We start from the raw sequence: 25,191 nt of genomic DNA on the forward strand, positions 1-25,191 counted from the left end.
CGCCCGGCATCAGAAGCTGCGGCTGACGCGCAGGCCGTATTGCCGCGGGGCACCTGCCAGGCGCCGCACGCCATTGATCGCGCCGACATAATGCTGGTTGGTAATGTTGGTGCCGAAGCCGGCGACCGACCAGTCGCCGGTAGTCAGTGTCAGCTGCGCGTTGACGATGTTGCGCGCCTCGAGCCGGTCGCCGAGCGCGACGTTCTGGAACAGCGTGCCGAAGGTCGGGGCGATATGCGCGTAATCGACGCGCGGGGTCAGCTTCGCCTCATCGCCCAGCGCAATGGCATATTGCGCACCGGCGCTGAGCGTGAACTTGGGTGCATAGGCCTGTTCCCGGCCGCTTAGGTCAATGCAGCGCGTCGTGGCCGGGCCGGCGGTCGCGTTGCACACCAAGGCTGCGCTCGTCCCGAAGCGCGGATCGATCGCGAAGAACGTACCGAGCTTGGAATTCGATACCGACGCCGCGACATCGAAGCCCAATGCGCCGAAGCTGCCCTGCGCCGAGAGTTCCGCACCATACAGCTTGGTCTTGCCGGGGACGTTGTAGACCGACGAGATACTGCGCTGATCGGGATCGACGATGCTGATCTGGTAGTTTTCGTATTCGCTGTAATAGCCGCCAAGCTGCGTGCGCAGGCGCCCGCCCAGGAACGTGCCCTTATAGCCCAGTTCGTAATCGGTTACGTCCTCGGCCTCGAACGCCCGGGGGGTGATGCCGGCGGTGTTGGGACCGTTGAGCCCGCCCGCCTTGGCGCCGGTGGCGACGAAGGCGTAGAAGAAATTGTTGCGATCGACCGTCCAGTTAAGCGCGACCTTGCCGTTCAGCTTCTTCTCGACGACCTTGTCCTGCTGGCGCAGCGTCAGGATCGGGGTCGGGAGGATCGGCAGCGTCGCCTTCGCCACCGCATCGTTGGCCGATGTGGTGCGCGAATAGCGCGCGCCGACCTGCAGCTGCAGACCGTTAGACAGTTCGTATCCCGCCTGCGCGAAACCGGCGAGCGCGGTCTTGGGATTGGTGCCCTCCAGGATCGTATCGAAGACCAGCGGGCTGATCGAATTCGGCGTATTGTCGACGATATAGCCGCCGTTCGGCGGGATGGTGATGTTGTCGTGCTGGTAATAGCCGCCGAGCACCCAGGTGAACGGGCCGGTATCGGGCGAAATGATGTTCACTTCCTGCGACCAGATTTCCTGCGTGATATTGTCGCGGAAATTGATCGCGGGAGCGGCAGGCGTGCCGACCGCGGCGGTGCCGTCGCCATCATAGGAAACGTGCGTCGTGCCCCGCTGGAACCCGCTGATCGAACGCAGCACGATGCCGCTGTCCAGCGTGTACCCGACATTGAGGACGACGCGGCCGAATTCGTCGCCGCCAGACAGATGGGTATTATTGGCGACGTTCAGCGGGTCGCTGGTATTGGCGATCGGCACGCCGCCGCTGATCGTATAGGCCGCGCTGGCTGGAATACCGCCATAATTGATGTTGTTATAGTCGCCCTTGAGCAGGACCCGCAGCTGCGGCGTCGGCTCCCACAGGATGCTCGCGCGGGCGCTGTAGTCGCGCCGGTCGCCGGGGTTGCCCGTCCATGGCCCGGACACGTTGTAGAACGTGTCGCGATGCTCGAGATTGCCCGCGAAGCGGATCGCCAACGTGTCGCCGCCCGGGATGTTGAGCGCGCCCTGCAGCTTGATCTGATTGTAATTGCCATATTGCGCCAAGGCATAGCCCTTGACCCTGTCGAACGAAGGATTCACCTCGTTAATGAACACCGCGCCGCCCGTCGCATTGCCGCCGGCAAACGTGCCCTGCGGCCCGCGCAACACCTCGACGCTGGCGATGTCGTAATAGGGTTCGCTCTGGAGATAGCCCGGGAAGGTCGCGACGCCGTCGCGATAGGTGATCACGCCGACGCCGATCGAACTCGACTGCTCGGTCTTGCCGATGCCGCGAATGTTGAAGGCATTGCCCTGGCCGGCGGTGTTGACGGTCAGCGACGGCGTGGCGAACTGGAGCTGCTCGACACCGTTGACGCCCTTGCGCACCAGATCTTCGCCGGTCAGCACCGACGCGGCGACGGGGGTGCGCTGCAGGCTGGTCGAGCGGCGCTCGGCGGTGACGACGATGTCGGCTCCGGTATCTACCTGGTCATCCGTGCTCGCCGCGGCGGCAGCGGGATCGGTGGTTTGATCGGCGGGCGCCGAGACGGTCTGGGCCTGAGCGGCCGCGCTCATCATGGCGCAAACTGACGCCGACAGCAGAAATTTGCGCATTCGAGGATCCTCTCTGAATCGTCGCGCTCTGAGGCGCGTCCGATCTTGCTGTGGCACCCACCTGGGGCCATTGTCAACTTTCATTAATTTGCTAATGAACTTCTTGCAGGCATGTTATCGGTGTGCCGCGAACCGCGTGAAGTGGTCGCATGGAGAGGTGATGATGGCGCCATGGCCATACGGGAAAACGACGTTGGTCTGCGCCTCTACCGCGCTGACGCTGCCGGCATGCGCCGCGGCGGTGACCGAGTCGCGGGCCGCGTCGACGGTTCAAATCGTGCCGATCGCTGAACGATCGAACAATCCTGCCGATACGCCGTTTGTCGGCCCCAACTTCGACGGCGCCTATGGTCCGCCGATCGATGTCGCTGAAAATATTCGGAAAACCGTGTTCAACCAATGAGCGCTTTAACAATGGAGAGGAATTTCATGCTTCCACGCTTCCTGCTGGCGCTCGCCCTGCCCGTGACGCTTGCCGCGCCGGCCGCGGCACAGACCCGCGCAGCGACTGCCAAGCTCGACACCGGGACGGTGGCCGGAACGGCCGAGGGCACGCTTACCGTATTCAAGGGTATTCCCTATGCCGCGCCACCGATCGGCCCGCTGCGCTGGAAAGCGCCGCGGCCCGCTGTGCCATGGACCGGCATACGCGCGGCTCACGCGTTCGGCGCCGCGTGCCCGCAGGGGCCCGAGCATAAGGAGCCGTGGGCGCAGGTCGGCCCGCAAAGCGAGGACTGCCTGTTCCTCAACGTCTGGCGACCACGCAAGCCGGGCACGTATCCGGTGATGGTGTTCTTGCACGGCGGCGGCTTCACTTACGGCGCAGCGGGCGTGCCTTTATATGACGGCAAGGCGTTGGCGCAGCGTGGCGCGGTGATCGTCACGGTCAATTACCGGCTGGGTCGGCTGGGCTTCTTCGCGCATCCGGCGCTGACCCGGGAAGACCCGGACGGCCAGCTCGGCAATTTTGCGATCATGGACCAACTTGCCGCGCTGGGCTGGGTGCAGCGCAATATCGCGCAGTTCGCCGGCGATGCGGGCAATGTCACGATCTTCGGGGAATCCGCCGGCGCCGGCACGGTGCAAATCCTGATGGGGACGCCTGCGGCAAAGGGCCTGTTCCACAAGGCCATTTCACAATCGGGATCCGGCAGCAGCGCGCTGTTCCCGATCCGCGGCGGGGCGATGAATGCCGAGAAGATCGGCGAGCTGTGGGCGGCGAGCCTTGGCCTGAAGGATGCGACGCCCGCGCAGTTGCGCGCCGTGCCGCTGGCCGACGTGGTGAAGAATGGCCGCGCGTTTCCGTTCATTGATGGCAAGGTCGTCCTGCGCAGTCCGGGCGCGCCCTTCTACAGCAACGACGAGGCGAAGGTGCCGCTGATCATCGGCGCCAATTCGAACGAATCGAGCCTCGGCGGCATGACCGAAGCAGCGGCCAAAGCCTTGCTCGGAGAGCAATTTCCGGCGCTGCAGCAGGGCTATGTGGCAATGAGTGGCAAGCCCGCGGCCGCGGCGACGATCGATCTTGCCGAGGATGTCGGCTTCGTGCTCCCCTCCTATGCGCTGGCCGATCGGCACGCGGCGAACGGGGCGGACGCATACGCCTATTTCTTCGATCAGGTGCCGGTCGATCAACGCACCGGTGCGGCCGGAACGGATCACGGCGGCGAACTCGAATATGTCTTCGGCACCAAGCCGATCGAGCATCGCTGGGACTCGCGCGACGCCGCAGTGTCGAAGCTCATGGGCGATTACTGGGTGCGCTTTGCACGTACCGGCAATCCGAATCGGTCGGGTGCCCCGAACTGGCCTGCGGTGAGCGCCGGGCCGACCACGTATCTCTCAGTCGGCGCAGAGACGAAGGCCGCGAGACTTGAGCCGGTGCGGGATCGCGCCAAGGCTGCAGCGATGGCGGATGCACAGAAGAAGTGGACGGCGATGCCGGCACTTCCATCTGCGCCACGGCCCTGAGCCATCGTCTGGTCCGCCACCGGCCAAGCAAAAGTGTCGAAGCCCCGGGGCAGTCCCGGGGTGACGACTGAATTCAACAAGGGGAAGACCATGGCCATCACCAGACGCCAGCTTGTCGCCAGCGCGGGCCTGCTTGCCGGCGGCAGCACCGCCGTCGCACGAACCAAGCGCGGCGCCCGCGCGACCCCGTCCGGCTTCCTCTGGGGCACCGCGATCTCCGCGCACCAGAGCGAGGGAAACAATACCGCATCTGACAGCTGGCTGCTCGAGACCATCACCCCGACCGCGTTCAAGGACCCGTCGGGCGACGCGTGCGACAGCTTTGCGCGCTACGCGGAAGATCTGGACATCGCTGCTTCGCTAGGGCTCAACTGCTACCGTTTCGGCATCGAATGGGCGCGCATCGAGCCGGCCCAGGGCATGTTCTCGCAGGCCGCGTTGGACCATTACGTCCGCGTTCTGGAGGCGTGCCACGCCCGCGGCCTGTTGCCGATCGTGACCTACAATCACTTCACCGTGCCATTGTGGTTTGCGATGCGCGGCGGATTCGAGGTTGCGGACGGCGCCGATCTGTTCGCGCGCTTCTGCGAGCGCGCGACCGCGCGGCTGGGGTCGCTCATCGGCATGGCATCGACCTTCAACGAAGCGAACATTCTGGGCTTGCGCAAGGTGCTGCCGCGCTTCGCCAGCGACGCCGCGGCAGAGAATGCGCGCGCGATGATCGCCGCCGCCGCCCGGCGGACCAATGCGCCGCGTTTCTCCTCGATGCTGTTCGGCGATCCCGACAAGATCAATACGGTGATGCTCGATGCGCACGCCAAGGGTCTCGCCGCGATCAAGGCCGGGCCAGGCAGCTTCCCCGCCGGCGTCACGCTGACGATGCAGGAAATCCAGGGTGTCGGCCCCGGCAATCGCGCGGCCTGGGCGGAGGAGACGATGTACAGCGGCTGGATCGAGGCCGCGCGCAGCTCCGATTTCGTCGGCGTGCAGACCTATTCGCGCCTGCGCATCAACGACAGGGGCCTGATGCCGTCCGAACCCGGCGTGCCGCTGACCGACATGGGCTACGAGAACTATCCCTCCGCGATCGGCGCGACGATCCGCTATGCCGCTAAGCATATCGGCCGGCCGATCTATCTGACCGAAACCGGCATCGGCACGACCGACGATGCGGCGCGGGCGGCGTTCATCGACGCGACCGTCGCCGAGGTAGCGAAGTGCATCGCCGACGGCATTCCGGTGAAGGGCTATCTGTACTGGTCGCTGCTCGACAATTTTGAATGGACTTCGGGCTATGCCAAGCAGTTCGGGCTGGTCGCGGTAGATCGCAGGACGTTCAAGCGCACGCCCAAGCCCAGTGCGCAGGTGCTCGCGCGCCATGCGCGGGCGAACAGGCTGTGAAGCGCTGGGCCTTGCGCGGATTGATCGGGCTCGGAGCGATCGTCGTCGTGCTGCTGCTGGCGTTTACCGCGATCGGCGGCTGGGGCCTGGTCCAGACGCCATCTCCACCGTTCGACCTGGCGCAGGCGCCGCCCGCGCCCGATTATGCCGCGCGTCACGCCTGGCTGGCTTTCCCGGGCAGTAACGGGCTGGAACGCTCGGCTCCCCCCGGCATGACGGCGATCGACGAGCGGCAGGCGCCGGCGGACGTGTTCTTCGTCCACCCGACGACGTTCAAGGGCAGCCCGGTATGGAACGCGCCGTTCGACGCGTCGGATGAGGCCGCGCCGCTCAACCCGCCGGTGCTGCTCGCCCAGCTCAGCGCGTTCAACGGCTGCTGCCGCCTGTATGCCCCACGCTATCGCCAAGCGACGCTCAACGCATTGAAGGAACCGCGCGCGCTGGATCTGGCCTATGGCGATATCGCCGCGGCATTCCGCCACTATATCGCGAATGACAATCACGGTCGGCCGTTCATCATCGCCGCGCACAGCCAGGGCACTGCGCACGCCATCCGGCTGCTGCAGGAAGAGATTTTGAAGACACCGCTCCAGCGGCGACTGGTCGCGGCCTATTTGATCGGCGGCTATGTGCCGGACACGTTCGGCGAGCTCGGCCTGCCGATCTGTGCCGCGGCACGGCAGACCGGATGTGTGCTGTCCTACAATAGCAGCGAAACGGGCCGCACCGGCGCCCGGATGATTACCGATACTCGCACGTATTGGTGGCGGGGGCGTCACGTGACGAACGGCCGATCTCGCGCACTTTGCGTCAACCCGCTTACCTGGGCGCGCGACGGGCGGGCGACGGCTGCGGCGAATCCGGGCAGCCTGCCGTTCCCCACCGCGCCGTTCGGCGACACCGCCAAGCATCTGACCGCGCTGGTGCCCGCATTGACGGGCGCGGAATGCCGCGATGCGCTGCTGGAGGTGACGGTGCCGTGGTCGGCGCCATCCGGTTTCGTCGATAAGCTGAGCATATTGTTCGGCAGCTATCACCTCAACGATTACGGCATCTTCTACGCGGCGCTGCGCCGCAACGCGAGGGACCGGGTTCTCGCATGGCAGCAGCGGAACGACAGGCGCCCGCCGCTGCCATCGGGGGGAGAAGAACGGTAAGGCGGAGGATCCGCCCTGCCCTTCACCTTCGCACGCGACGAATGCGCAGGCCGCGAGAGGTGTCACCACTTAAAAGTCGTTGTTCACCGCGTGTCGAAGACAGCACCTCGTTCGCCACGCTGCAAATCCAAAACAGCTGAAACGAGCGATAGACACCGCAGCGACTGAACCGCGCTGGAGTCTGCACGGCTTATCGCCCAGCTCACAATAAAGCCAAAGCGCCAACACGATCTCACTGCCGCCTGATCAGGAAACGACATCAAGTAATACTTAACCTCCCGCTCGCATTATATCGCCGGATCAATCCGTGTCGGGGGACATCATGACCATCGAAAGCCTCGCGCGCTCGCTGGCACGCGCGATACCGGCGTCCGCGCCCGCGCTCAAAGCCGGCTACCGCGCCAGCGAGCGGATGCTCAGCACTTTGGGTGGCAACTGGCCATCGCTGATCCGAGCGCGCACCGAAAAGATCACCATCGCGATCACCGCGCACTGCAACTTGCGCTGCAAGGGATGCAAATACGGCCGCGATTTTATGCCCGGCGCGCAATTGCCGCTCGAGACGGTGCGCCTGCTGCTCGAGGATGCCGCCGCGGCCAAGGTGCCTGCCGTCCGCCTCTACGGCGGCGAGCCGCTGCTGCACCCCGATGTGGTCGAAATGGTCAAGATCTCCAACGATCTCGGTGTCGGCTGCTACATGACGACCAATGCCTTGATCCTCGACAAGAAGATCGTTGCGTTGCACGCGGCGGGGCTGCGCAAGGTGACGATCGGCTATTACGGGCAGGACGGCGCGTTCGACGATTATGTCCAGCGCCCCGGTCGCTACGCGCGCTTGCTCGAAAGCCTCGAAAACACGCGCGCCCTGTTCGGGCCGGACGAGCTGGACATCCAGATGAACTTCCTGCTCAGCCGTCGCTCGGCCAATCTCCCCGCGGTGAACGAGATGGTCGATTTCGCCAACCGTTTCCAGGCCAGCATCCACATCGACATCGTGCATTATTCCCTGCCCTATTTCGACGAGGGCGAGGATCGTGAACTGCAGTTCCGCGAGGAGGATCGTCCGGCAGTCGACCTGGTGATCAACCACCTGCTCCAGCTCAAGATCGCCAATCCCAAGCTGTTCACCGAAAGCGCCACCGCGATAGCCGCCTTTGCCGACTGGGCGCTCAAGCAGGAAGCGATGCGCATTCCGTGCGATGCGCGCAAATTGCTGTGGGTCGGCGCGGATGGCTCGGTGATGTTGTGCTACGTCACCTTTCCGTTGGGCAATCTGCACGAGACGCGACTGAGCGAGATCCTCTACACGCAGGCGCACCACCAGGCGGCACGCGACGCGTTCCAGCTGGATTGCCCCAACTGTCATTGCGAGGCCGCCTCCCGGGTCGAGAAGCACGCGCCGTCGTTCCGCAAATATTCCCGCGACGCGGCGGAGCGCCTGATGGCGCGCTGATGCTGCGCGTCGCCCATCTGCTGCCCAATATGGTCACCGGCGGGCGCGAGCGCATCGTCGCCGATCTGTGCCGCGATGCCGCGGCGCAAGGCATCGCGCCCTATGTCGTCGCCTATGACCCGGTGACTGGCCCAGCGCGGCAGATCCAGCTCTTCGACACGCCCTTCCAGGCAATCGACCGTCGCGCCCCCGCCTTTGTCCCCAAGCTCCGAGCCTGGCTCTGTGCCAACCGCATCGATGTGCTCCACGCACAGGGCCATGTCGCCGCCGCGCTTGCCCGCCCGGCACTCGGCACGGTGCCGATGATTGCCACGCTCCATATGGCGCTGGGCAGCGGCTGGCGTTGGGCCCTGCCGATCGCCCGGGGCCTCCGCGCCGCCCATGCCGTCACCGCCGTTTCGCACGATCTCGCCGCCCGCTTCCGCCCGCTTGCCCGCCGCCCCATTGTTGTCATTCCGACCGGCGTAGATCTTAAGCGCTTCCCGCCCGCCGGACCGCGATCGGCAGGCGGCCCGTTCACCATCGGTATCGCCGCCCGCCTTCACCCGATAAAGCGCCACGAAGACGCAATCGGCGCGCTTCGCCTCCTGCACGAACGCGGTATCCACTGCCGCCTGTCGATCGCCGGGCAGGGCCCTCGCGCCGCAGCGCTAGCAGCGCTGGCCGCTGGCCTGGACGTCGTCTTTGCCGGCGACGTTGCCGACATGCCCGCCTGGCTCGCCGGCCTCGACGCCTTCTTGCTCGTCTCGGACCATGAAGGCACCCCCGCCGCCTTGCTCGAAGCGATGGCCAGCGCGCTGCCCTGTATCGCGTCGAACGTCGGGGGCATTCCAACACTGGTCGGCGATGCCGCCCTCCTCGTGCCGCCCCGTGCCCCGCGCCGCATAGCCGATGCGTTGGCGGGGCTGATCCTACAGCCCGCCCTGCGGCTGCACCTCGGCACCGCCGCCCGTGCCCGCGCGCTCGACCATTCCCTGCATGACCAGAACTTCGCTTACGCCAATCTGTATCGTGCCAGCGCGTGGTCGTCCGATACGCACCTGAACATCCGGCAGAGTCGGGATCGGTGATGCGCAATCGCCGGACCAGACCGCGCTTGAACGCGGGCGATGGTTCAGTAGCGACCGATCAGGGCCAGCACGCGATAGGCGGCGACGATCCGGTCGGTGGCCGCACGCGCCGCGCCTGCCTCGGCGGCGATCGCTTCGCGTTCGGCATCGAGCAGGTCGAGCTGCGGCTTCATCCCGACGCGGACCTCATGACGGACGCTGTCGCGCGCCTGCGCCGCGGCCTGTGCCTGATCGGCCGCCGCCTGTTCGATGAGCTGCGCCGTGCGCACGTCCTGGAATGCCGCGATCACCTGCTCTTCGACCTGCAGCCGCATCGCGCGCATGCGCGCATCGGCGGCGCGCACGTCGCTGTCGCTCGCGATGACCTTGGCCGACGCTCGACCGCCGCTGAACAGATCCCAGCGGGCGCGGACGCCGATCGTCGCGCTGTCGGCGCGATAGTCCGGAAAGAACTGGTCGCGGACCGTGGCCCCCTCGGCAAAGGCACCGATGGTCGGCAGGCGCTCGGCGCGCGCGCCGCGCGCGACCGCCTGCGCGCCCCGCAACGTCGCCTGGGATTGGGCCAAGGCAGGGTTGTGGCGGATGGCTGCCTCCAGCGCGTCGTCGAGCGTGGCAGGCAGTGCGGGATTGGCCGGAAACGGTTGCAGATCGCGCGGTTCGAGCCCCGTCAGATTGCGGAAACGCGCCTGCGCCGACACCTGCATGCCCTCGGCCCGCGCGAGCCCGGCGCGGGCCTCGGCGCGCCGGGCACCGGCCTGCGCGACATCGGTGTTCGGGCTTTCGCCGGCGCGGAACTTCAGCCGCGCCTGGCGCTCGATCTCGATCGTCTGGATGACGAGCCGCCCGTGGAGACCGACCATGTGCGCGGTGGTCAGGACATCACCATAAGCCTGGATCACGGCCAGGACGAGCTGGCTGCGCGTGGCGGCCTGACCGGCCTGCGCGCCAGCCATACCGGCCTGTGCCCGGTCGAGCCCCGCGCCCACTCGCCCGCCATCGAAGAGCGGTTGTTCGACGGTCAGTTGTGCGGCGCGTGGGGTGACATCGGCAGCCCCCAGGCCGAAGAAACCGCGCGGGTCGAGCCGGCCATAGCCGATCGTGCCGCTCAGCGTCGCGGTCGGCAGCCGGCCGGCCTTCGCCTGATCCAGCCGCGCCCGCGCGGCATCGGCATCGGCATCGGCGGCGGCGATCTCGGGCGCGCGCGCGATCGCGGCGGCGAGCGCGTCCTCCAGCGTCGTCGCCTGTACGGGACCGGCCCACACCAAAGGAGCGGCACACCACAGCATCCAAGCAGCAAGGTGGAGCGTGCGCGTCACCTGAACGCGGCGCCGGGCCGGACGCCCAGCGCCTTGAAAGCCATCGCCGCCGGGCAAAAGCCGGTAAAGCTCGCCTGGATCATGTTCAGCCCGGCAAAGGCGCTGAGCGCGATCCACCAGGGGTGGACGACAAGGGACAGCGCGATTCCCAAAAGAACGACGCAGCCAGCGAAGATCAGGACGGCGCGGTCAAGCGTCATGGCATTTTCCCTCTGTGGTTGGAACCGAATCACATCCGTAACTTGTCGATGCCCATGACGTGCAGCGCGAGCTTTTCGTAAAAGGGCTCGCTCTCGCCTCTGCGGACCTTGTGGAGGAAGTATTTCTCGAACCCGATCTTGGCGACATGGACCCATTTGCCGCGCGCGGCCCAATTGACGTTGCGTGGCGGAATCTGCGGCTGCGCGACGAAGGCGACGCCACCATCACCGAAATCGGCAAGGCACACGGCATTCCAGGTCGCTTCGGCACTCGGCTCCTTGCCGTCGAGGATCGCCGCGAGATTGGCGGCGATCGCGGTGACCATGCTTTCGATCATGAACCCGGTCTTGGGCACGCCGACCGGCACCGGCGTCGGGCCGGTCGGCGGGATTGCGACACACACGCCGAGCGCGAAGATCTCCGGAAACGCCGGATTACGCTGATGCTTGTCGACCAGGATGAAGCCGCGGGGATTGGTGAGCCCCGGAATGTCGCGCACGGCGGCCACGCCGCGGAACGCGGGCAGCATCATCGAGAAGGCGAACGGCAGGTCGTGGGTATGGGCGACGGTGCCGCCCTCGGCAATCTCCTCGACATGCATCATGCCCGCCTCGACCCTCGCGACGCGCGCGTTGGTGACCCATTTGATGTGGCGGTTCCGCAGTTCGCTCTCGAGCAGGCTCTTGGTATCGCCGACGCCGTCGAGCCCGAGATGGCCGATATACGGCTCGGCGGTAACGAAGGTCATCGGCACCTTGTCGCGAATCCTGCGGCGGCGCAGTTCGGTGTCGAGGATCAGCGCGAATTCGTAGGCCGGCCCGTAACAGGACGCGCCCTGCACCGCGCCGACGACGATCGGTCCAGGATTCTCGACGAAACGGTCGAAGACGTCGGCCGCGGCCGCCGCGTGGGAGGTCCGGCAGATCGAGACGGTGTGGCCGTGTTCGGGCCCCAACCCCTCGATTTCGTCGAACGCCAGATCCGGGCCGGTGGCAATGACGAGATAATCGTAAGCGACGAAGCTTCCATCATTGAGCTCGAGACGCTTCGCGCCCGGATGCAGACGCTTTGCGCCGACCGCAGTGAAGCCGATCTTCTTCTTGGCGAAAATCGGCGGCAGATGGATCTGCACGGCCTCCGGCTTGCGCCAGCGCATCGCCACCCAGGGGTTCGACGGGATGAACGAATAGGTTTCCGTATCGGACACCATCATCACCTCGGCGCGTCGCCTGGCCGCCGCCTGTATCTCATAGGCGGCAATCGTGCCGCCCAACCCTGCTCCCAGCACGACGATCCTTGGCATGGTCACGATGCGGTTCCTCTCGCACGATCGCCATCGGCAAACACCAACTCGCATCGCGCAATCGATGCGAGCGTCTCGAATCAACTTTGTCCGGCGGTCCCGTGCGTCGCGCCGAGCAACCTCGACGATGTCGGGACCATCCCTATCGAGCTGCACTAGAGGCCCCGCCGCCGACCGCCGCACTGCGTAATGTACCGGATGCAGCAGGGCGGCCGGTCATGCTTCAGTATTGTGGCGGCACGCGGTCGGGCTGGCGCCGACCGCTGCGCCAGCGCGCAATCGAGCATCGATACGCATCGCTCAGGCGGTATCGGCGCCCGAAAGCCGCGGGTCTGCCGGTCGAGCGCGGTTGAGACGATGCAACAGGGAGGCCGGCGGCAGTGACGAAAATGGCATGGATGATCACCGGCGCAGCGCTGACCCTGGCGAGCTGCAGTGGCGGCAGCGCGCCGCACGATCAGCAAGCCGCGACGTTGCCCCCCGGTGAACGACTGACCGTCGCGCTCGCCGACACCGCCGACATCAAGACGCTCGGCGCCGAAATCACCACCCGCGACCAGGCTCAGGCGCTCGCCCGGATTGCCGGCACCTTGACGCGCGTGTCGGTTCGCGCCGGCGACTTGGTGACCAAGGGGCAGCGGATCGGCTCGATCGTCGATTCACGGCTTGGTTATGAAACCAGCGCGGCCGGCGCGCAGATCGCCGCCGCGCAGGCCGAGGCCGCGCGCGCGCATGGCGACCTCGCGCGCGTCCAGGATCTCTATAGCCATCAGGTCTATGCCAAGGCCCGACTCGACCAGACGGTCGCGATCGCACGCGCAGCCGATGCCCGGGTCGCGGCCGCGCGCGCGCAGCGGAATGCCAGTGCTAGCGTCGCCGGCCAGGGGGCGGTACTGGCTCCCGCCACCGGTCGCGTGTTGCGCGCCGATCTTCCCGCAGGCTCGGTCGTGGCGCCCGGCATGTCGATCGCGACGGTTACCGCGGGGCCCCCGGTGCTCCGGCTCGCCTTGCCCGAATCGCTCGCCGACGCCGTCCATGTCGGTACGGCAGTGATGGTGGCCAAGGGTGATCTGCCCGATGCCGCCCGTCGGGGGAAGGTAACGCAGATCTACCCGGCGATCGCCGGCGGTCAGGTGCAGGTCGATGCCACCGTGCCCGGCCTGACCAGCGACTTAGTGGGACGGCGCGTCGGCGTGGCGATCGAGGTGGGCCACCGCCGTGCGCTGCTGGTGCCGCGCCGCTTCGTCTCGACCCGTTACGGCATCGACTATGTCGAGCTCGTGACGCGCGATCGGCGGCGTAGTGCGGTCGCGGTGCAGACCGCGCCGGCCGCCGATCCCGGCACGCTCGAAATCCTTGCCGGCATCGCCCCCGGCGATACGGTGTTTGCGCCGGGACGCCGCAAGTGAAGCTCGGCCTTTCGGGGCGCCTTACGCGCGCGACCATCAGCTCGCCGCTGACGCCGTTGTTTCTGCTCGTCGCGCTTGCCATCGGGCTGCTCGCGTTGTTGACGATCCCGCGCGAGGAAGAGCCGCAGATCAGCGTGCCGATGGTCGACATCCAGGTGCCGGCGCCAGGCCTGTCAGCGCCAGACGCGGTGCAACTCGTCGGCATCCCGCTCGAGACGATCGTCAAGAGCGTCGATGGTGTCGAGCATGTCTACACCCAGGGCGAAGACGATGGCGTGATGGTGACCGCGCGCTTCGTCGTCGGCTCGAACCCCGAAACGGCCGCGACCCGGATCGACGAGAAGCTGCGCGCCAATTGGGACCGGATTCCCGTCGGCATTCCCGACCCCAAGGTAACCGTGCGCGGGATCAACGATGTGCCCGCGATCGTCTTGACGCTGTCGCCGAAGCCAGGCGCGGCAGGGCGCTACGATGACCAGACGCTCTACGCGCTTGCCGCGCGGCTGCGCACGGAGATCGCCAAAATCGACAATGTCGGCCTGACCTTTCTGACCGGCGGCCGGCCGGAAGAGATCCGGATCGCGCCCGATCCAGGCAGGCTCAGCCAGTACGGCGTGCCCTTGGGCAGCGTCATCGATGCCGCCGCTCAGGCCAATCGTAGCTTTCCCGTGGGCAGCATCCGCGACGGCGGCAAGGCGGTTGCGGTCAGCGCCGGGCAGACGCTCACCTCGGCGCAGGAAGTGGGGCTGCTGACCGTCCGGTCGGCGGCCGGCGCACCGGTCTATCTGCGCGACGTCGCCGCCGTTACCCAGGGGCCGCGCGAGGACCAGGCCCGCGCGTGGCGCTGGGCTCGAACCGACGGGCATTGGGCCAGCGCACCCGCGGTCAGCATCGCCATCGCCAAACGCTCGGGCGCCAACGCGGTCGTCGTTTCCGACGCGGTGCTGGCGCGCCTTGCCACGCTCAAGGGCAGCCTCATTCCCGACGGCGTCGATGTCGCCGTGACGCGCGATTATGGCGCGAGCGCGAACGAAAAAGCCAATGAGCTGCTGTTCCACCTCGCGCTCGCGACGGTGTCGATCGTCGTGCTGATCGGCTTTGCCATCGGGTGGCGCGAAGCGGCCGTCACCGCCGTGGTTATTCCGACCACGATTCTGCTGACAATGTTCGCGTCGAACCTGATGGGCTATACGATCAACCGCGTCAGCCTGTTCGCGCTGATCTTCTCGATCGGCATTCTGGTCGACGATGCGATAGTGATGATCGAGAATATCGCCCGGCATTGGGCGATGCGCGATGGCCGCAGCCGCACCGAGGCCGCGATCGAAGCGGTCGCCGAAGTCGGCAATCCGACGATCGTCGCCACGCTCACCGTGATCGCGGCACTGCTGCCGATGCTGTTCGTCTCCGGGTTGATGGGGCCGTATATGGCGCCGATCCCGGTCAACGCATCGGCGGCGATGGTCTTTTCGTTCTTCGTCGCGGTCGTGATCGCGCCGTGGCTGATGATCCGTTTCGCTCGCACGGCGGTTGCGGACGATGCCGGCCCCCTTGCGCACGATGAAAGCGGCGGCAAGCTGGGGCGCCTCTATGCGCGGGTGGCGCACCGGATCATCGATCGTCGGGCGTCGGCGCGCTTTTTCCTGATCGCCGTCGGGCTCGCCACCTTGCTCGCCTGTTCGATGTTCTATGTCGAGCTGGTAACGGTCAAGCTGCTGCCGTTCGACAACAAATCCGAAGTCCAGGTAGTGGTCGACATGCCTGAGGGCAGCAGCCTCGAGGGCACCGGCCGCGTGATCGAGGACGTGACGCGGCTGGCCCGCGACCTGCCCGAAGCGACCGCGATGGAAGCCTATCTGGGGACCGCCGCGCCGTTCAACTTCAACGGGCTCGTGCGCCACTACTTCCTGCGCAGCCGGCCCGAAATGGGCGACGTGATGGTGACGCTGCTGCCGAAGGGCGAGCGCGAACGATCGAGCCACCAGATCGCGCTCGACCTGCGCCGGAAACTCAAGGCGCTGGCCCTTCCGCCCGGTGCATCGATCAAGGTGGTCGAAACGCCGCCGGGACCGCCGGTATTGGCGACGCTGCTCGCCGAAATCTACGGCCCGGACGCGCCGAGCCGGCGCGCCACGGCAGCCGAAATCGAGAAAATCTTCCGGTCGATCCCCTATATCGTCGATGTCGACAACAGCATCGGCCAGTCGCGACCGCGGCTCCGGTTGATCCCGCAACGCGACCGGATCGACTATTATGGCCTGTCGACGCGCGATATCGACGAGACGATCGGCGCGTTGCTCGGCAGCAAGACGATCGGCTATGCGCCACGCGGCGACGAGCGGACGCCGCTGCCGATCACCATTGCGCTGCCGCAATCGGCGCGCCGCTGGACGCAGACACTCGCCAGCACGCCGGTCGCGGTGTCACGCAGCGCGACAGGCCCCCATCTGGTCGAGCTCGGCGCGCTCGTCGCGGCGCGACAGGAACAGGGCAGCCCCGCCATCTTCCGCCGCGACGGGCATTTCGCCGATATGGTCACCGCCGAACTGGCCGGCGACTATGAAGCGCCGATCTACGGCATGCTGGCGGTGAACCGTGCGATCGACCGCTACGACTGGGCGGCGAAGGGCCTGCACAAGCCCGCGATCCTCCTGAACGGCCAGCCGGTCGACGAAAGGGCGACCAGCCTGCTGTGGGACGGCGAGTGGGAGATTACCTGGGTCACGTTCCGCGACATGGGGGCGGCGTTCATGGTCGCCTTGCTCGCCATCTATATTCTCGTCGTCGCACAGTTCCGCAGCTTCCGTCTGCCATTGGTGATCCTGACGCCGGTGCCATTGACGCTGGTCGGCATCGTCGTCGGCCACATGCTGTTCCGCGCGCCGTTTACCGCCACGTCGATGATCGGTTTCATCGCGCTCGCCGGGATCATCGTGCGCAATTCGATCCTGCTGGTCGATTTCATCCGGCACAGCTCGACGCCGGACAAGCCACTGCGCGACGTGCTGATCGAGGCCGGGACGATCCGGTTCAAGCCGATCGTGCTGACCGCCGCGGCGGCGATGATCGGTGCCGCGGTGATCCTGACCGATCCGATCTTCCAGGGCCTCGCGCTTTCGCTGCTGTTCGGCCTGGCCTCATCCACCTTGCTCACCGTGCTCGTCATCCCGGCGATCTATGTGCTGCTGCGCGATGACGGAAAACCGGCGAGCCGGTGAAACGATGATGCGGCAGAACCACGGGCGTTATGCTCGCCGCCGCGCCCGTTGCTGACCCTCGACCGGTCCGGGCTTGGGCATTGTGCGTTCCAGGAGACGTTTCCACTCGGTTCCGACGAAAGCGCCTCACCCGTGCCATGATCGCAATACGCTCGATGCAGACTATGCCTACGGCTTCTCGCCTTGGCTATTCGCGCCTCTTCCCGCCATCTTGACGCGGCGGACGCGCTCCAAAATGGTTGCCTCGTAAAGCGCAAATCCGCCCAGTGTGACCTTCGAACGTCCAGTCGCAACGGACCAAAGCAGCCGATCATGGCCGATTGGGGGGAATAGGTGGATCGGGTCGCGATACAGCGACAGATCATAACTGAAGGCCGGATCCATATCCGGCGCGTGAACGCTTACTAACGGCCCCGCTTGCACCGCCTCTTCCAACACGCAACGCCGGAACGCCATGATCTGCGGCAGTACAGCACCGGGTGCAAAGCGCGTCGACGAATTAGCCCGCCGCTCCATCATGACATAATAGGTCGCTGCGGGATTCGGCGGAAATACCACGTCGACCTGCACCCCCTTTGCCACCGCACGGCGAAGCATCGTGCGATAGTAGCGGTGCACCAAAGGATAATCCCCGCACCTTACAGGCGGGCCGATCGTGGCCGCAGCCGCGCTGTAGGCACGTACCGCAGCATCGAGCTTGCGGATCTCTGACGGATTGCGAGACATCGGCACACGACCATCTACACTGCTGATCCGCGAATTCGCCCAAGACGGCGGGTCATACCGACCGGTCAGAACCCTGTTCCATGAACCCAGTACGGCTGCCAACTCGTAGTCGGGCATGTGCAGCAAGCCCGAGTGAAGCAGTCGATCGGCTGCGGTTGCGTCTTCCAAGAGAGTTTCGTCAGATCGCATGCCGGTATAATCGAGTGAAATGATGATCTGCCTGACACTGCCGATCGGAAGAAATTCGTTTAAGGTGTCGAGAAGATCCACGGGCGTCGCGCGACGATAGCTGAGATTGGCCGGCACCGTTCGATTTGGGAATGCCTGGATCAGCATCTGTGGCGTGACGGCCATCACGGTGGACCCGCCGAGCAGAATGAGATCGGGGCGCTTGGCGACGAACGCCCTTCTCAGCTTGGCTCGCTCATTGTCCGGATAATTATAGTCAGCCAGAACCGGTGCTAAACCCCATGGCCGCGTATCATAAGGGTCAACGATCAAGATCGTGAGGAACGGTAGCGCCCCCAACATGAACGCTGCCGCAAGAGCCCAGCCGAACTGCCGACGGGCATAGTGCCGGCGTTGCATCAAAACCCCCCGTAAACGAAAGGCGTCTGGCTGCCGAGTTGAAAGATCACCGCGAGGCTCATGATAACGAGCAGGAGCCCGCATAGGAGATTTGGACGCCATGCAACACGCAGCAATTTTGGCGTAAGCGTCGAAACGGGAAATGTGACCAGACCTGGCCTGTATCGACGCAAGAATTCATAGGCGTTCGGCAGCAACAGCGCCACACCATAGGCCAAGGGCAGCAGGTATAGGGTTTTAAGTGCAACCAACCGGATCTCCCCCCGGACGACCCAGGCACTCCAGTCACCCTGCAGCGCAAAGATAAGCTGACCGTATTGCTGCAGATCCTGAGATCGAAACAGTGCGAAGGTCAGCATCAGCGGAATTACGGTCAAGAGCTGGCCGTGCCACCGCCTTACGTTTTCGGATGTCCGTTTCTTGTAGCGCTTCCATCGCGCCGTCAGACGTATCTCGGTTTCGAAAATAAACCACAGGCCGTGGATCACGCCGAACGCGACGAACGTCCATTTCGGACCATGCCAAAGACCGATGATGGTGAAGTTTACGAGAAGCGGCAACCAGGTCGAGATGATACGGCCAGCCAGCTTTGCCAACTTGCGCCGCATTACGAAACGCGTGCCGCTCAGCGACAGTGGTGAATATAAGAAGCGGGCGATGACCCGCGTCAGCGTTATGTGCCAGCGCTTATAGAAATCGACTATCCCGGTCGATCTCAGCGGGGAGTTGAAATTGATCGGCAGCCTTACACCGAAAAGGCGCGCCAGCCCGATTGCTATGTCGGAATAGCCCGAGAAATCGAAATACAGCTGAACATAGTATGCCAGTATCGCAATCAAGGCATCGATGGGAGAAACCTGTCCGGTTTGCAAAGCAGCGAAGACGGGGTCGACCATGTTCTGACCAAGCGTGTCGGCAAGAACCAGCTTCTTGAACAGGCCAATGACGATCAGCGTCGACCCAACCTCTATATCGGTCTTTCGCCGTACGCCCAGGGATTCCATTTTTAATTGGGGAAGAATTTCCTTCGCGTAGGATATCGGACCGATCAGCAGATAGGGGAAAAAGGTTAGGTAGGCAGCGGTACTCAACAGAGCGCCGGGCATGCGAGGCCGAAGCACGTCGAATTCTGCGCCGCCACGATATGCGTCCAGCAGGAATACCGAACGCTGAAAGCTGAAGAACGAAATGGTGATCGGCACAAGACTGGAGAGGTAGAGCGAAACCGCGGCCCCCTCGGCAAAAAAGGTGAACACAGCCGAGTACTTCAGCAGCGCCAAACTGCCCAGGTTGAAGGACAGTCCCGAAATCAGGCCAGCCTTGCGCATCATCGGCGCGTGCGAAAGGATCGCCTGAAGCGCAAAGTAGTTGAGCAGCGCTCCGATGATCGCAATGAGAAAGAAAGGCAGGCCGAAGGAGGCGCAGTATGCGAAGGATCCTGCGACCAGGACGATCACGGCGCCGGAACCACTATACAAGCGCCGTGCCGTCCAGAACGCCGCCAAGACGATTGGCAAGAACCCAAACAGGAATGTCGGCTCGGTAAAGCTCACGCGGCCTCGCGATGTGGCAGGCGCGAGGCGATGTGGTCGTTCAAGGCCAGCATGTAGTGAACGCTGCCGTCTTCCCCTTCGGCAGTTCGCTTGAAGCCAAGCCTGTCAAAGTGCTCGGCGACCATCCCGTTTTTGGTGGTCGGGCGATAGGTGCCCAACAGGCCAGTCACATTGGTCGCATGGGCGTCGGCGGCGATGTGGTCCAGCATCGCACGTTCGACCTCGCGCCCGAGCACGCGACAGCTCATTAGCCAAGTGTCGATATCCCACCACACTTCGCCTTGCCGACTGACCGCGCGGGCAATCACGACGCCAATCATCCCGAAATCGCCGAGCCGGTCGGCCAGCCGGACCTGAAGCGTGTATGCGCTCGGGTCCGACTCAACGGCAGCGACTTCCTGTTCGGTATAGCGCCGCGTAGTCAGATTGAACTGGTTCGATTTGTTGATCAGCTGCGCAATTCGCGCACGGCTCAATGCGTTGAACCGCTCAAACCTGATGACCATCTCCAGAGAGGTGAGATAATCACCTAGATCTCGACTTTTCAGCAGGATCGCGCTGCGTTGTGCATTAGCCGCATAGGATGCGGCACGGCCGCGATCCTCCTCGGAGAAGGACACCGCCTCGAAATAGCCGGCAGCGCTCAGATAGGTTGCGTACCACGATGCATCTGCGGGCAGTTCGGGCACCGCAACCATTGGCAGAGCAGCGCGGACCTGCGCCCGTTCCGCACCGTTGTCGTCGAGAAAAACCAGCGCATCCAGCCCGATCCCAAGCGTGGCGGCGATGGCTTCAAGGTTACTGGGTTTGTCGTTCCAGTTCGCCTGAAACACGGCAATGTCCGCCTCCCGCAGCAGCATGTCGGGGTGATCGCGAAAGACGCCTCGCGCCGTTTCGTCGTAATTTTTCGACGAAACGGCAAGAAGAATGCCTCGTGATTTAAGTTCCAGCGCTGCACGCTGCACGCTGACGAAGGCTTCGCCCGCCGGGCTCCCCTCCCCCAGCAAGATTCCGTCTATACCGTCGTCCCCGATGACCCCGCCCCACAGAGTATTGTCGAGGTCCAATACCAAGCATTTGCGGCTGCTGCCGCGAATTGCTCCCAACAATCGGCCTAACGCATCGGCATATAGCGGCGTCAATTCCAGAGCGAATGGCAGCTTGTACAGATTCCAGGCCGCAGCGTCGATCCACTTGGCCGTACCACCCTGCTCGGCGAACGCCGCCACATCCAAAAGATAATTGCCTGGGCGCGCGGCGTATTCGACGATACGCTGATTCAGCCGTTCGATCTGCACCCGCACACTGCCCGCCATCTGCCTGTCGAGGCTGCCGAACAACGTCGCTGGCGGCACCGGTATGGTTTGCCAAATCAGGGCGGAGACATTGACCTGCGTGACCGCGGCATCGAGCGCCTCCAACTTGAGCATGCCGAAGCCATCCGAACCAGGATCGAGCGCCGGCTTGTGTGCACCGAACCAGCGGTGGTCCAACGCCAGCAACAGACCATCGGGCATTGCGTGCATCACCTCGGACGAAGGGTCCAGGATGGACTGCATCACGAGATCGAAAGGTGCGAGGACGATTTCCGCCGCCACGCCGTGGCGCGCTGCCGCCGCGGGTATGGCGTCGACGATAAATTCCGCCGTCGCGTTTGACACTAAGCCGAGCTTGAAGCCGCTTAAACCCTGCAGGTCGGCTGAGGCGCCACGCAATCGTTTAAGCGCATTGGCAAATCGCAGCGCCTGCGCGGAATCCAGCTTATGCGTCGCGAGCCGGCGCAATTCATGACCGAGACCGCGATTAGCCGGATCTAAATCCCTGCATAACTGGCGATAATTTGCCGGCGCTGCTGGCAGCCACGGCAGAGCGGCGATGTCAAAGGCCATACAAGCCCCCCAAACTTGCCTCCGGAACGATGCGCAGCATTCGACTTAATCGGCGCCGCGGCCCCCTATCGCGCGTCAGCGTGACGCCTCAATCAAGCGGACCAGATCGCCGACATTGTCGAGGCCGGAAATATCGGACGTTCTGAATTCGATGCCGAAGCTCTCTTCGATGGCAACCATGATACGAACATGCGCCAGGCTGTCCCAGCCATCGACGGCCTTAGCTACCGTGTCCATCGTCAGCGAGACCTCGTCATCGTCAAGCTGGTCACGAACCACCGCCGTCACGCGATTTAGTGTCTCCTGATCGGTCACTGTCCACACCCCCGCTGAGCCAACCTCGATTAAGCTGTTGCATTATTTACCCGCAGCCGACTCGCCACAGCATTACGAAAGTAGGACTTCTTGACATCTTGAGTCCATCTCTTGCGTTACTGTGTCAAGTGTGAAAAATAGTCGCCATGACACTAGCCAACATCGCTGATTCATGGATTTTCGACCATCTCGGCCTGGTGGTTAAGTCACTCGAGCGTGGTCGCAGCGCCCTTGAAGCATCACTGTTGATAAGGGGCTGGACGCCCGAGACTATCGACCCCGTGAATGGCGTACGCCTGCAGTTTGGCCGAGACCTAGCAGGAGTCGTCTATGAATTACTTGAGCCCTTGGGTGAGGACAGCCCCGTTCATCAGGCGCTTGTCAGCGGCCGGAACATCCTAAATCACGTTGCCTATCGCGTTTCGGATCTGACCGTGGCCGCAGCGCACCTGAAGGCCGCAAAGAACACCCCCACATCCACGCCGAAGCCAGCCATTGCCTATGGCGGGGCACAGATACAGTTCTTCGTATCACCCTTGAATTTCATTATCGAACTCATAGAGGCGCCAACACATCAACACATCTTTTCCCCGGTGGAAGCGAGCTGAGAAATGATTGACACAAAATCATATGCTAATCTGCATAATCTAACCTCGTCACTCTTGTCACATTGGCCGGAACACACTGTTTTTATAGAGAAGAGCCTAACAGGTCGATCGACGGATGTTCTTGAGGTTTCCGAAGAGCTATCAAAGGCGATTTTCAAATTATCCGAAGACATCCCCGGAGGGATCGGCGCAATCATTACCGACTACCGGTTCCTGTGCGAAGACATCGTACTTCCCGAAGAGATATATTTCCGCCGCAATGGAAAGTATCGATTGACCACGTTTGATGAAGCCAACGCCGAGTGCTATGCCAATCACGCATTTATGGATCGCTACATGAACGGGCTGCTTCTGTCCGACGTCATGTGGTCGAACCATGCACATGGATTTGGATATTTCGTCAACAGCTACTTGCCCCGGCTCCCGGAGATGGCACACCATCTGGAGATCGGGCCGGGCCATGGCCTCTTTCTCTACTTCGCGCAGCTTAGTGACAAAGTCGGCAAGTTGACAGGCTGGGATGTCAGCCCGACGAGCATCGCCAAGACCACGCACGCACTCAAGAACTTGGGTGCCGTCAAGGCGGCCGATCTAGTGCTGCAGAACCTCTACGACGCCGCAGGAGACGAGCAGTTCGACAGCATCATTTTGAGTGAGGTCCTCGAGCACCTCGAAGATCCCGAGGTTGCGCTACAAAGCGTCGCAGATCGGCTTGCGCCTAACGGTCTCCTTTGGATAAACGTCCCCGCCAACAGTCCAGCGCCAGACCATATCTTCTTGGTGGACAGCGTCGAACACGCCGCTCGCTTAGTCGAGGCGACAGGCCTGAAAGTTATAGAGGCCGTTGGCTTTCCGATGACCGGAACAACCCTCGAACGTGCAAAGAAACACAAGCTTGCGATCACGTGCTCTGTCATCGGCCAAAGAATCTAGAGCGCCGCGAGCATATCTGCGCAGCCTTCGACGTCGCGATTCGCACTTACCAAAAATCCGGATACCTTGCCGTCGGTCGAAAATGACGACCGCCAACGCATGCAAAGGCTTCGGCGGCATGCCGCGGCCTTCCCTGAGGTTCGCCGCTGTCGCGGGCGTTGGCGGCGAAGGCCTGGGGTCACACCGGGCGCGGGCGAGCCGCCGCGGCGCTATCGCGGCGAATTTTACCCCATGCCCGCCTGGCGCCAAGCGGCTGGTGATAACGCCGTCACGTTTGTGCAGGCCTCGGTTCGGTTAGTGGTCGTACCAGACCGAGAAGGCACCGGCACATGCGATCAGCGCCAGCGTGACGATCAACAGCATGTGAGACGGCATGACATCGAGCCTACGCTTCTTCTGCCGCGGCTTACTTTTGCGTTGTACGAATTCGATTCGGGTTTCGTCCATGCCGCACCTTTTAAGCTGATGCCATGCTTCAGAAACCGTAGATCCTCACAAAAAGTGCCGCATTAATCTATGTTTTCATTTAGCCTGTCCTTGGCGCGATCCGAGGGCAACTCGCTGGTCACACGTCTTGATGCCCGATCGGTTGTTCCCTTGTAAGGTCTCGCTCGCAAGAGCCCCTGCGCTACTTGGGACAATCGCAACCGGCAGGGCGCCGCAACGGTCACGCCAGAAGCGGTCCTGGGGCGCGCGAATGTTCGCCTACGCGGCCGAGCGAGGGAATGTTTGCCTATGCCGCCGAACCCAATCGCCAGTGCGGCTCGCTGCATGCACTTCTTGTCGCATCCGTGATCGCTCGCCCCGGCACGGTTGTCGATATCTCCGCGGCGCCCGATCGCCAGCAATGATAGCCGGGGGCGCCGACGATCGATCTCACCCTTAAGGCCGCACACAGAACAAGAAGCCTGCACACTACCTCCTGCCTACCCTTGCGCAGTCGCTGGCCGACCGGGGAATACGCGACCTACGTGGCGCTGCAGCAGGCCGAGCGCGCCGGCGCGGCTGGCTCGTTAACCATCACGACCGCCCCGTTCAGGACGTCGATCGGGCTTGGGATACCATGCTCACAAAACTCGGCATGCCCAGCGGTCGCGAATGGCGTCCGTACGTCCTCCGCCACAGCCTTGCGACGCTTGTCCGTAACCGGGGTGCAGAAAAGTGGGATCTCGAAGGCTTCATGGGCCACCGCGCCGGAAGCCAGACCGAGGTCTATGCGATCGGCGACTTCCCCACTGTCGTAGCGGCGCTGGGCAGCATCATTTCCGAAATCGAGAAGCTGGCGCCGGGCTCCACGCACCGGAACGGCACCGGACCAAGCCCCTCGACTGCAAGCGACAAGGAGAAGAAAATGTAACGATTATCAACAACTTGTCGATGGTGCGCTTACAGGACTCTCATGCACACGCTATCATATTGACTTACCGCCATAAACACGATGTGATTTTGCAGGGAGCCCCCGCCAAGGCCCCCAAGAATTTTTGCTCCGATACGGACTCGAACCCGGTGCGGACGTGTACTTAAGTGGATGATTTTCAAAGGTTTATACTTCACCATTCGAGGCGACGATTCGTCGATCTTTTAACGCTTGTGGGCCGGCGGCGGATCGGCAGTTTACGGGCGCCAAACACGATAAGTGGACGTCGCTTTGGAGTGCTTGCCACCGGATAAGACTCACTTTGGGACATTCGAGCGCCCTCCCCGACCTTCCACTTTCGGCCGTCCGTTCATCTGGTTGGATGACGGTTTCCCGGCGCCTGAATCAGCCCCCCCGCATGACCTAGACTGGTGGAAACGGATCAGCCG

At 63.7% G+C, this 25,191-nt stretch carries 20 protein-coding genes; 11 read left to right on the plus strand and 9 right to left on the minus strand.

Features of this window, described 5'->3' with window-relative positions:
- Window positions 1-9: 9 nt before the first annotated feature.
- Window positions 10-2,274 (minus strand): TonB-dependent receptor, encoded by a 2,265-nt coding sequence (locus NV401_RS12050; protein WP_261294678.1) that lies wholly within the window; start codon window positions 2,272-2,274, stop codon window positions 10-12.
- A gap of 160 nt (window positions 2,275-2,434) precedes the next feature.
- On the opposite strand from NV401_RS12050, the gene NV401_RS12055 reads away from it, so the two are divergent.
- From NV401_RS12055 to NV401_RS12080, 6 genes are all read left to right on the plus strand, one after another.
- Window positions 2,435-2,677 carry a hypothetical protein gene (locus NV401_RS12055; protein WP_261294679.1) on the plus strand — a complete coding sequence of 81 codons (243 nt, stop codon included), beginning with the start codon at window positions 2,435-2,437 and terminating at the stop codon, window positions 2,675-2,677.
- Between the two features lie 26 nt (window positions 2,678-2,703).
- Window positions 2,704-4,245 carry a carboxylesterase/lipase family protein gene (locus NV401_RS12060; protein ID WP_261294680.1) on the plus strand — a complete coding sequence of 514 codons (1,542 nt, stop codon included), beginning with the start codon at window positions 2,704-2,706 and terminating at the stop codon, window positions 4,243-4,245.
- A gap of 90 nt (window positions 4,246-4,335) precedes the next feature.
- The gene (locus NV401_RS12065) at window positions 4,336-5,646 is read left to right on the plus strand and encodes a glycoside hydrolase family 1 protein (protein ID WP_261294681.1); all 1,311 of its coding nucleotides are present in this window, start codon (window positions 4,336-4,338) and stop codon (window positions 5,644-5,646) included.
- Complete coding sequence (locus NV401_RS12070; RefSeq protein WP_261294682.1) at window positions 5,643-6,803, plus strand: DUF3089 domain-containing protein; 1,161 nt, start codon at window positions 5,643-5,645, stop codon at window positions 6,801-6,803. The genes NV401_RS12065 and NV401_RS12070 overlap by 4 nt, the downstream gene beginning before the upstream one ends.
- A 322-nt stretch (window positions 6,804-7,125) precedes the next feature.
- On the plus strand, window positions 7,126-8,256 hold the full coding sequence (locus tag NV401_RS12075) for a radical SAM protein (protein WP_261294683.1): 1,131 nt from the start codon (window positions 7,126-7,128) through the stop codon (window positions 8,254-8,256).
- Window positions 8,257-8,285: 29 nt separating this feature from the next.
- Window positions 8,286-9,326: a glycosyltransferase family 4 protein gene (locus NV401_RS12080; RefSeq protein ID WP_261294684.1), complete on the plus strand. Its 1,041-nt coding sequence runs from the start codon at window positions 8,286-8,288 to the stop codon at window positions 9,324-9,326.
- A 44-nt stretch (window positions 9,327-9,370) separates the two neighbouring features.
- Here the strand turns inward: NV401_RS12080 and NV401_RS12085 are convergent, their stop codons facing one another.
- Genes NV401_RS12085 through NV401_RS12095 form a run of 3 tightly spaced genes read right to left on the minus strand, consistent with a single transcriptional unit; the run spans window position 9,371 to window position 12,152 of the window.
- Window positions 9,371-10,642, minus strand: a complete 1,272-nt coding sequence (locus NV401_RS12085; RefSeq protein WP_261294685.1) for a TolC family protein — start codon at window positions 10,640-10,642, stop codon at window positions 9,371-9,373.
- Complete coding sequence (locus NV401_RS12090) at window positions 10,639-10,842, minus strand: YgaP family membrane protein (protein ID WP_261294686.1); 204 nt, start codon at window positions 10,840-10,842, stop codon at window positions 10,639-10,641. Before NV401_RS12090 ends, NV401_RS12085 begins: the two co-directional genes overlap by 4 nt.
- Before the next feature lie 29 nt (window positions 10,843-10,871).
- The gene (locus tag NV401_RS12095; protein ID WP_261294687.1) at window positions 10,872-12,152 is read right to left on the minus strand and encodes an NAD(P)/FAD-dependent oxidoreductase; all 1,281 of its coding nucleotides are present in this window, start codon (window positions 12,150-12,152) and stop codon (window positions 10,872-10,874) included.
- A 383-nt stretch (window positions 12,153-12,535) separates the two neighbouring features.
- On the opposite strand from NV401_RS12095, the gene NV401_RS12100 reads away from it, so the two are divergent.
- Together NV401_RS12100 and NV401_RS12105 are read left to right on the plus strand one after the other, a co-directional pair.
- Window positions 12,536-13,555, plus strand: a complete 1,020-nt coding sequence (locus NV401_RS12100) for an efflux RND transporter periplasmic adaptor subunit (protein WP_315369444.1) — start codon at window positions 12,536-12,538, stop codon at window positions 13,553-13,555.
- A complete protein-coding gene (locus NV401_RS12105; RefSeq protein ID WP_261294689.1) occupies window positions 13,552-16,773 on the plus strand; it encodes an efflux RND transporter permease subunit in 3,222 nt (1,073 codons plus the stop codon). The genes NV401_RS12100 and NV401_RS12105 overlap by 4 nt, the downstream gene beginning before the upstream one ends.
- Window positions 16,774-16,941: 168 nt before the next feature.
- Here NV401_RS12105 and NV401_RS12110 read toward each other — a convergent pair whose 3' ends face one another.
- From NV401_RS12110 to NV401_RS12125, 4 genes are all read right to left on the minus strand, one after another.
- The gene (locus NV401_RS12110) at window positions 16,942-18,087 is read right to left on the minus strand and encodes a hypothetical protein (RefSeq protein ID WP_261294690.1); all 1,146 of its coding nucleotides are present in this window, start codon (window positions 18,085-18,087) and stop codon (window positions 16,942-16,944) included.
- Entirely contained in the window at window positions 18,087-19,640 is a 1,554-nt protein-coding gene (locus NV401_RS12115; RefSeq protein ID WP_261294691.1) for an MBOAT family O-acyltransferase, read from the minus strand. Before NV401_RS12115 ends, NV401_RS12110 begins: the two co-directional genes overlap by 1 nt.
- Entirely contained in the window at window positions 19,637-21,529 is a 1,893-nt protein-coding gene (locus NV401_RS12120; RefSeq protein ID WP_261294692.1) for an HAD-IIIC family phosphatase, read from the minus strand. Before NV401_RS12120 ends, NV401_RS12115 begins: the two co-directional genes overlap by 4 nt.
- A 75-nt stretch (window positions 21,530-21,604) precedes the next feature.
- The gene (locus NV401_RS12125; RefSeq protein ID WP_261294693.1) at window positions 21,605-21,844 is read right to left on the minus strand and encodes an acyl carrier protein; all 240 of its coding nucleotides are present in this window, start codon (window positions 21,842-21,844) and stop codon (window positions 21,605-21,607) included.
- Between the two features lie 146 nt (window positions 21,845-21,990).
- Here NV401_RS12125 and NV401_RS12130 point away from each other — a divergent pair, with 146 nt between their 5' ends.
- Entirely contained in the window at window positions 21,991-22,452 is a 462-nt protein-coding gene (locus tag NV401_RS12130; RefSeq protein ID WP_261294694.1) for a VOC family protein, read from the plus strand.
- Between the two features lie 3 nt (window positions 22,453-22,455).
- Window positions 22,456-23,385 carry a class I SAM-dependent methyltransferase gene (locus NV401_RS12135; protein ID WP_261294695.1) on the plus strand — a complete coding sequence of 310 codons (930 nt, stop codon included), beginning with the start codon at window positions 22,456-22,458 and terminating at the stop codon, window positions 23,383-23,385.
- 294 nt (window positions 23,386-23,679) lie between these two features.
- Here the strand turns inward: NV401_RS12135 and NV401_RS12140 are convergent, their stop codons facing one another.
- On the minus strand, window positions 23,680-23,832 hold the full coding sequence (locus tag NV401_RS12140) for a hypothetical protein (RefSeq protein ID WP_261294696.1): 153 nt from the start codon (window positions 23,830-23,832) through the stop codon (window positions 23,680-23,682).
- 616 nt (window positions 23,833-24,448) lie between these two features.
- On the opposite strand from NV401_RS12140, the gene NV401_RS12145 reads away from it, so the two are divergent.
- Window positions 24,449-24,742 (plus strand): hypothetical protein, encoded by a 294-nt coding sequence (locus NV401_RS12145; RefSeq protein ID WP_380817310.1) that lies wholly within the window; start codon window positions 24,449-24,451, stop codon window positions 24,740-24,742.
- Window positions 24,743-25,191 lie beyond the last annotated feature (449 nt).

Origin of the sequence: Sphingomonas hylomeconis (genome assembly GCF_025370105.1) — a bacterium.
Lineage (GTDB): Bacteria > Pseudomonadota > Alphaproteobacteria > Sphingomonadales > Sphingomonadaceae > Sphingomonas > Sphingomonas hylomeconis.

Excerpts from the sequence above, each read along its gene's own strand:
- NV401_RS12050 (WP_261294678.1), bottom strand. The coding sequence starts at position 2,274 with ATGCGCAAATTTCTGCTGTCGGCGTCAGTTTGCGCCATGATGAGCGCG.
- NV401_RS12055 (WP_261294679.1), top strand. The coding sequence starts at position 2,435 with ATGATGGCGCCATGGCCATACGGGAAAACGACGTTGGTCTGCGCCTCT.
- NV401_RS12060 (WP_261294680.1), top strand. The coding sequence starts at position 2,704 with ATGCTTCCACGCTTCCTGCTGGCGCTCGCCCTGCCCGTGACGCTTGCC.
- NV401_RS12065 (WP_261294681.1), top strand. The coding sequence starts at position 4,336 with ATGGCCATCACCAGACGCCAGCTTGTCGCCAGCGCGGGCCTGCTTGCC.
- NV401_RS12075 (WP_261294683.1), top strand. The coding sequence starts at position 7,126 with ATGACCATCGAAAGCCTCGCGCGCTCGCTGGCACGCGCGATACCGGCG.
- NV401_RS12080 (WP_261294684.1), top strand. The coding sequence starts at position 8,286 with ATGGTCACCGGCGGGCGCGAGCGCATCGTCGCCGATCTGTGCCGCGAT.
- NV401_RS12090 (WP_261294686.1), bottom strand. The coding sequence starts at position 10,842 with ATGACGCTTGACCGCGCCGTCCTGATCTTCGCTGGCTGCGTCGTTCTT.
- NV401_RS12100 (WP_315369444.1), top strand. The coding sequence starts at position 12,536 with ATGGCATGGATGATCACCGGCGCAGCGCTGACCCTGGCGAGCTGCAGT.
- NV401_RS12110 (WP_261294690.1), bottom strand. The coding sequence starts at position 18,087 with ATGCAACGCCGGCACTATGCCCGTCGGCAGTTCGGCTGGGCTCTTGCG.
- NV401_RS12120 (WP_261294692.1), bottom strand. The coding sequence starts at position 21,529 with ATGGCCTTTGACATCGCCGCTCTGCCGTGGCTGCCAGCAGCGCCGGCA.
- NV401_RS12130 (WP_261294694.1), top strand. The coding sequence starts at position 21,991 with ATGACACTAGCCAACATCGCTGATTCATGGATTTTCGACCATCTCGGC.
- NV401_RS12135 (WP_261294695.1), top strand. The coding sequence starts at position 22,456 with ATGATTGACACAAAATCATATGCTAATCTGCATAATCTAACCTCGTCA.
- NV401_RS12140 (WP_261294696.1), bottom strand. The coding sequence starts at position 23,832 with ATGGACGAAACCCGAATCGAATTCGTACAACGCAAAAGTAAGCCGCGG.
- NV401_RS12145 (WP_380817310.1), top strand. The coding sequence starts at position 24,449 with ATGCTCACAAAACTCGGCATGCCCAGCGGTCGCGAATGGCGTCCGTAC.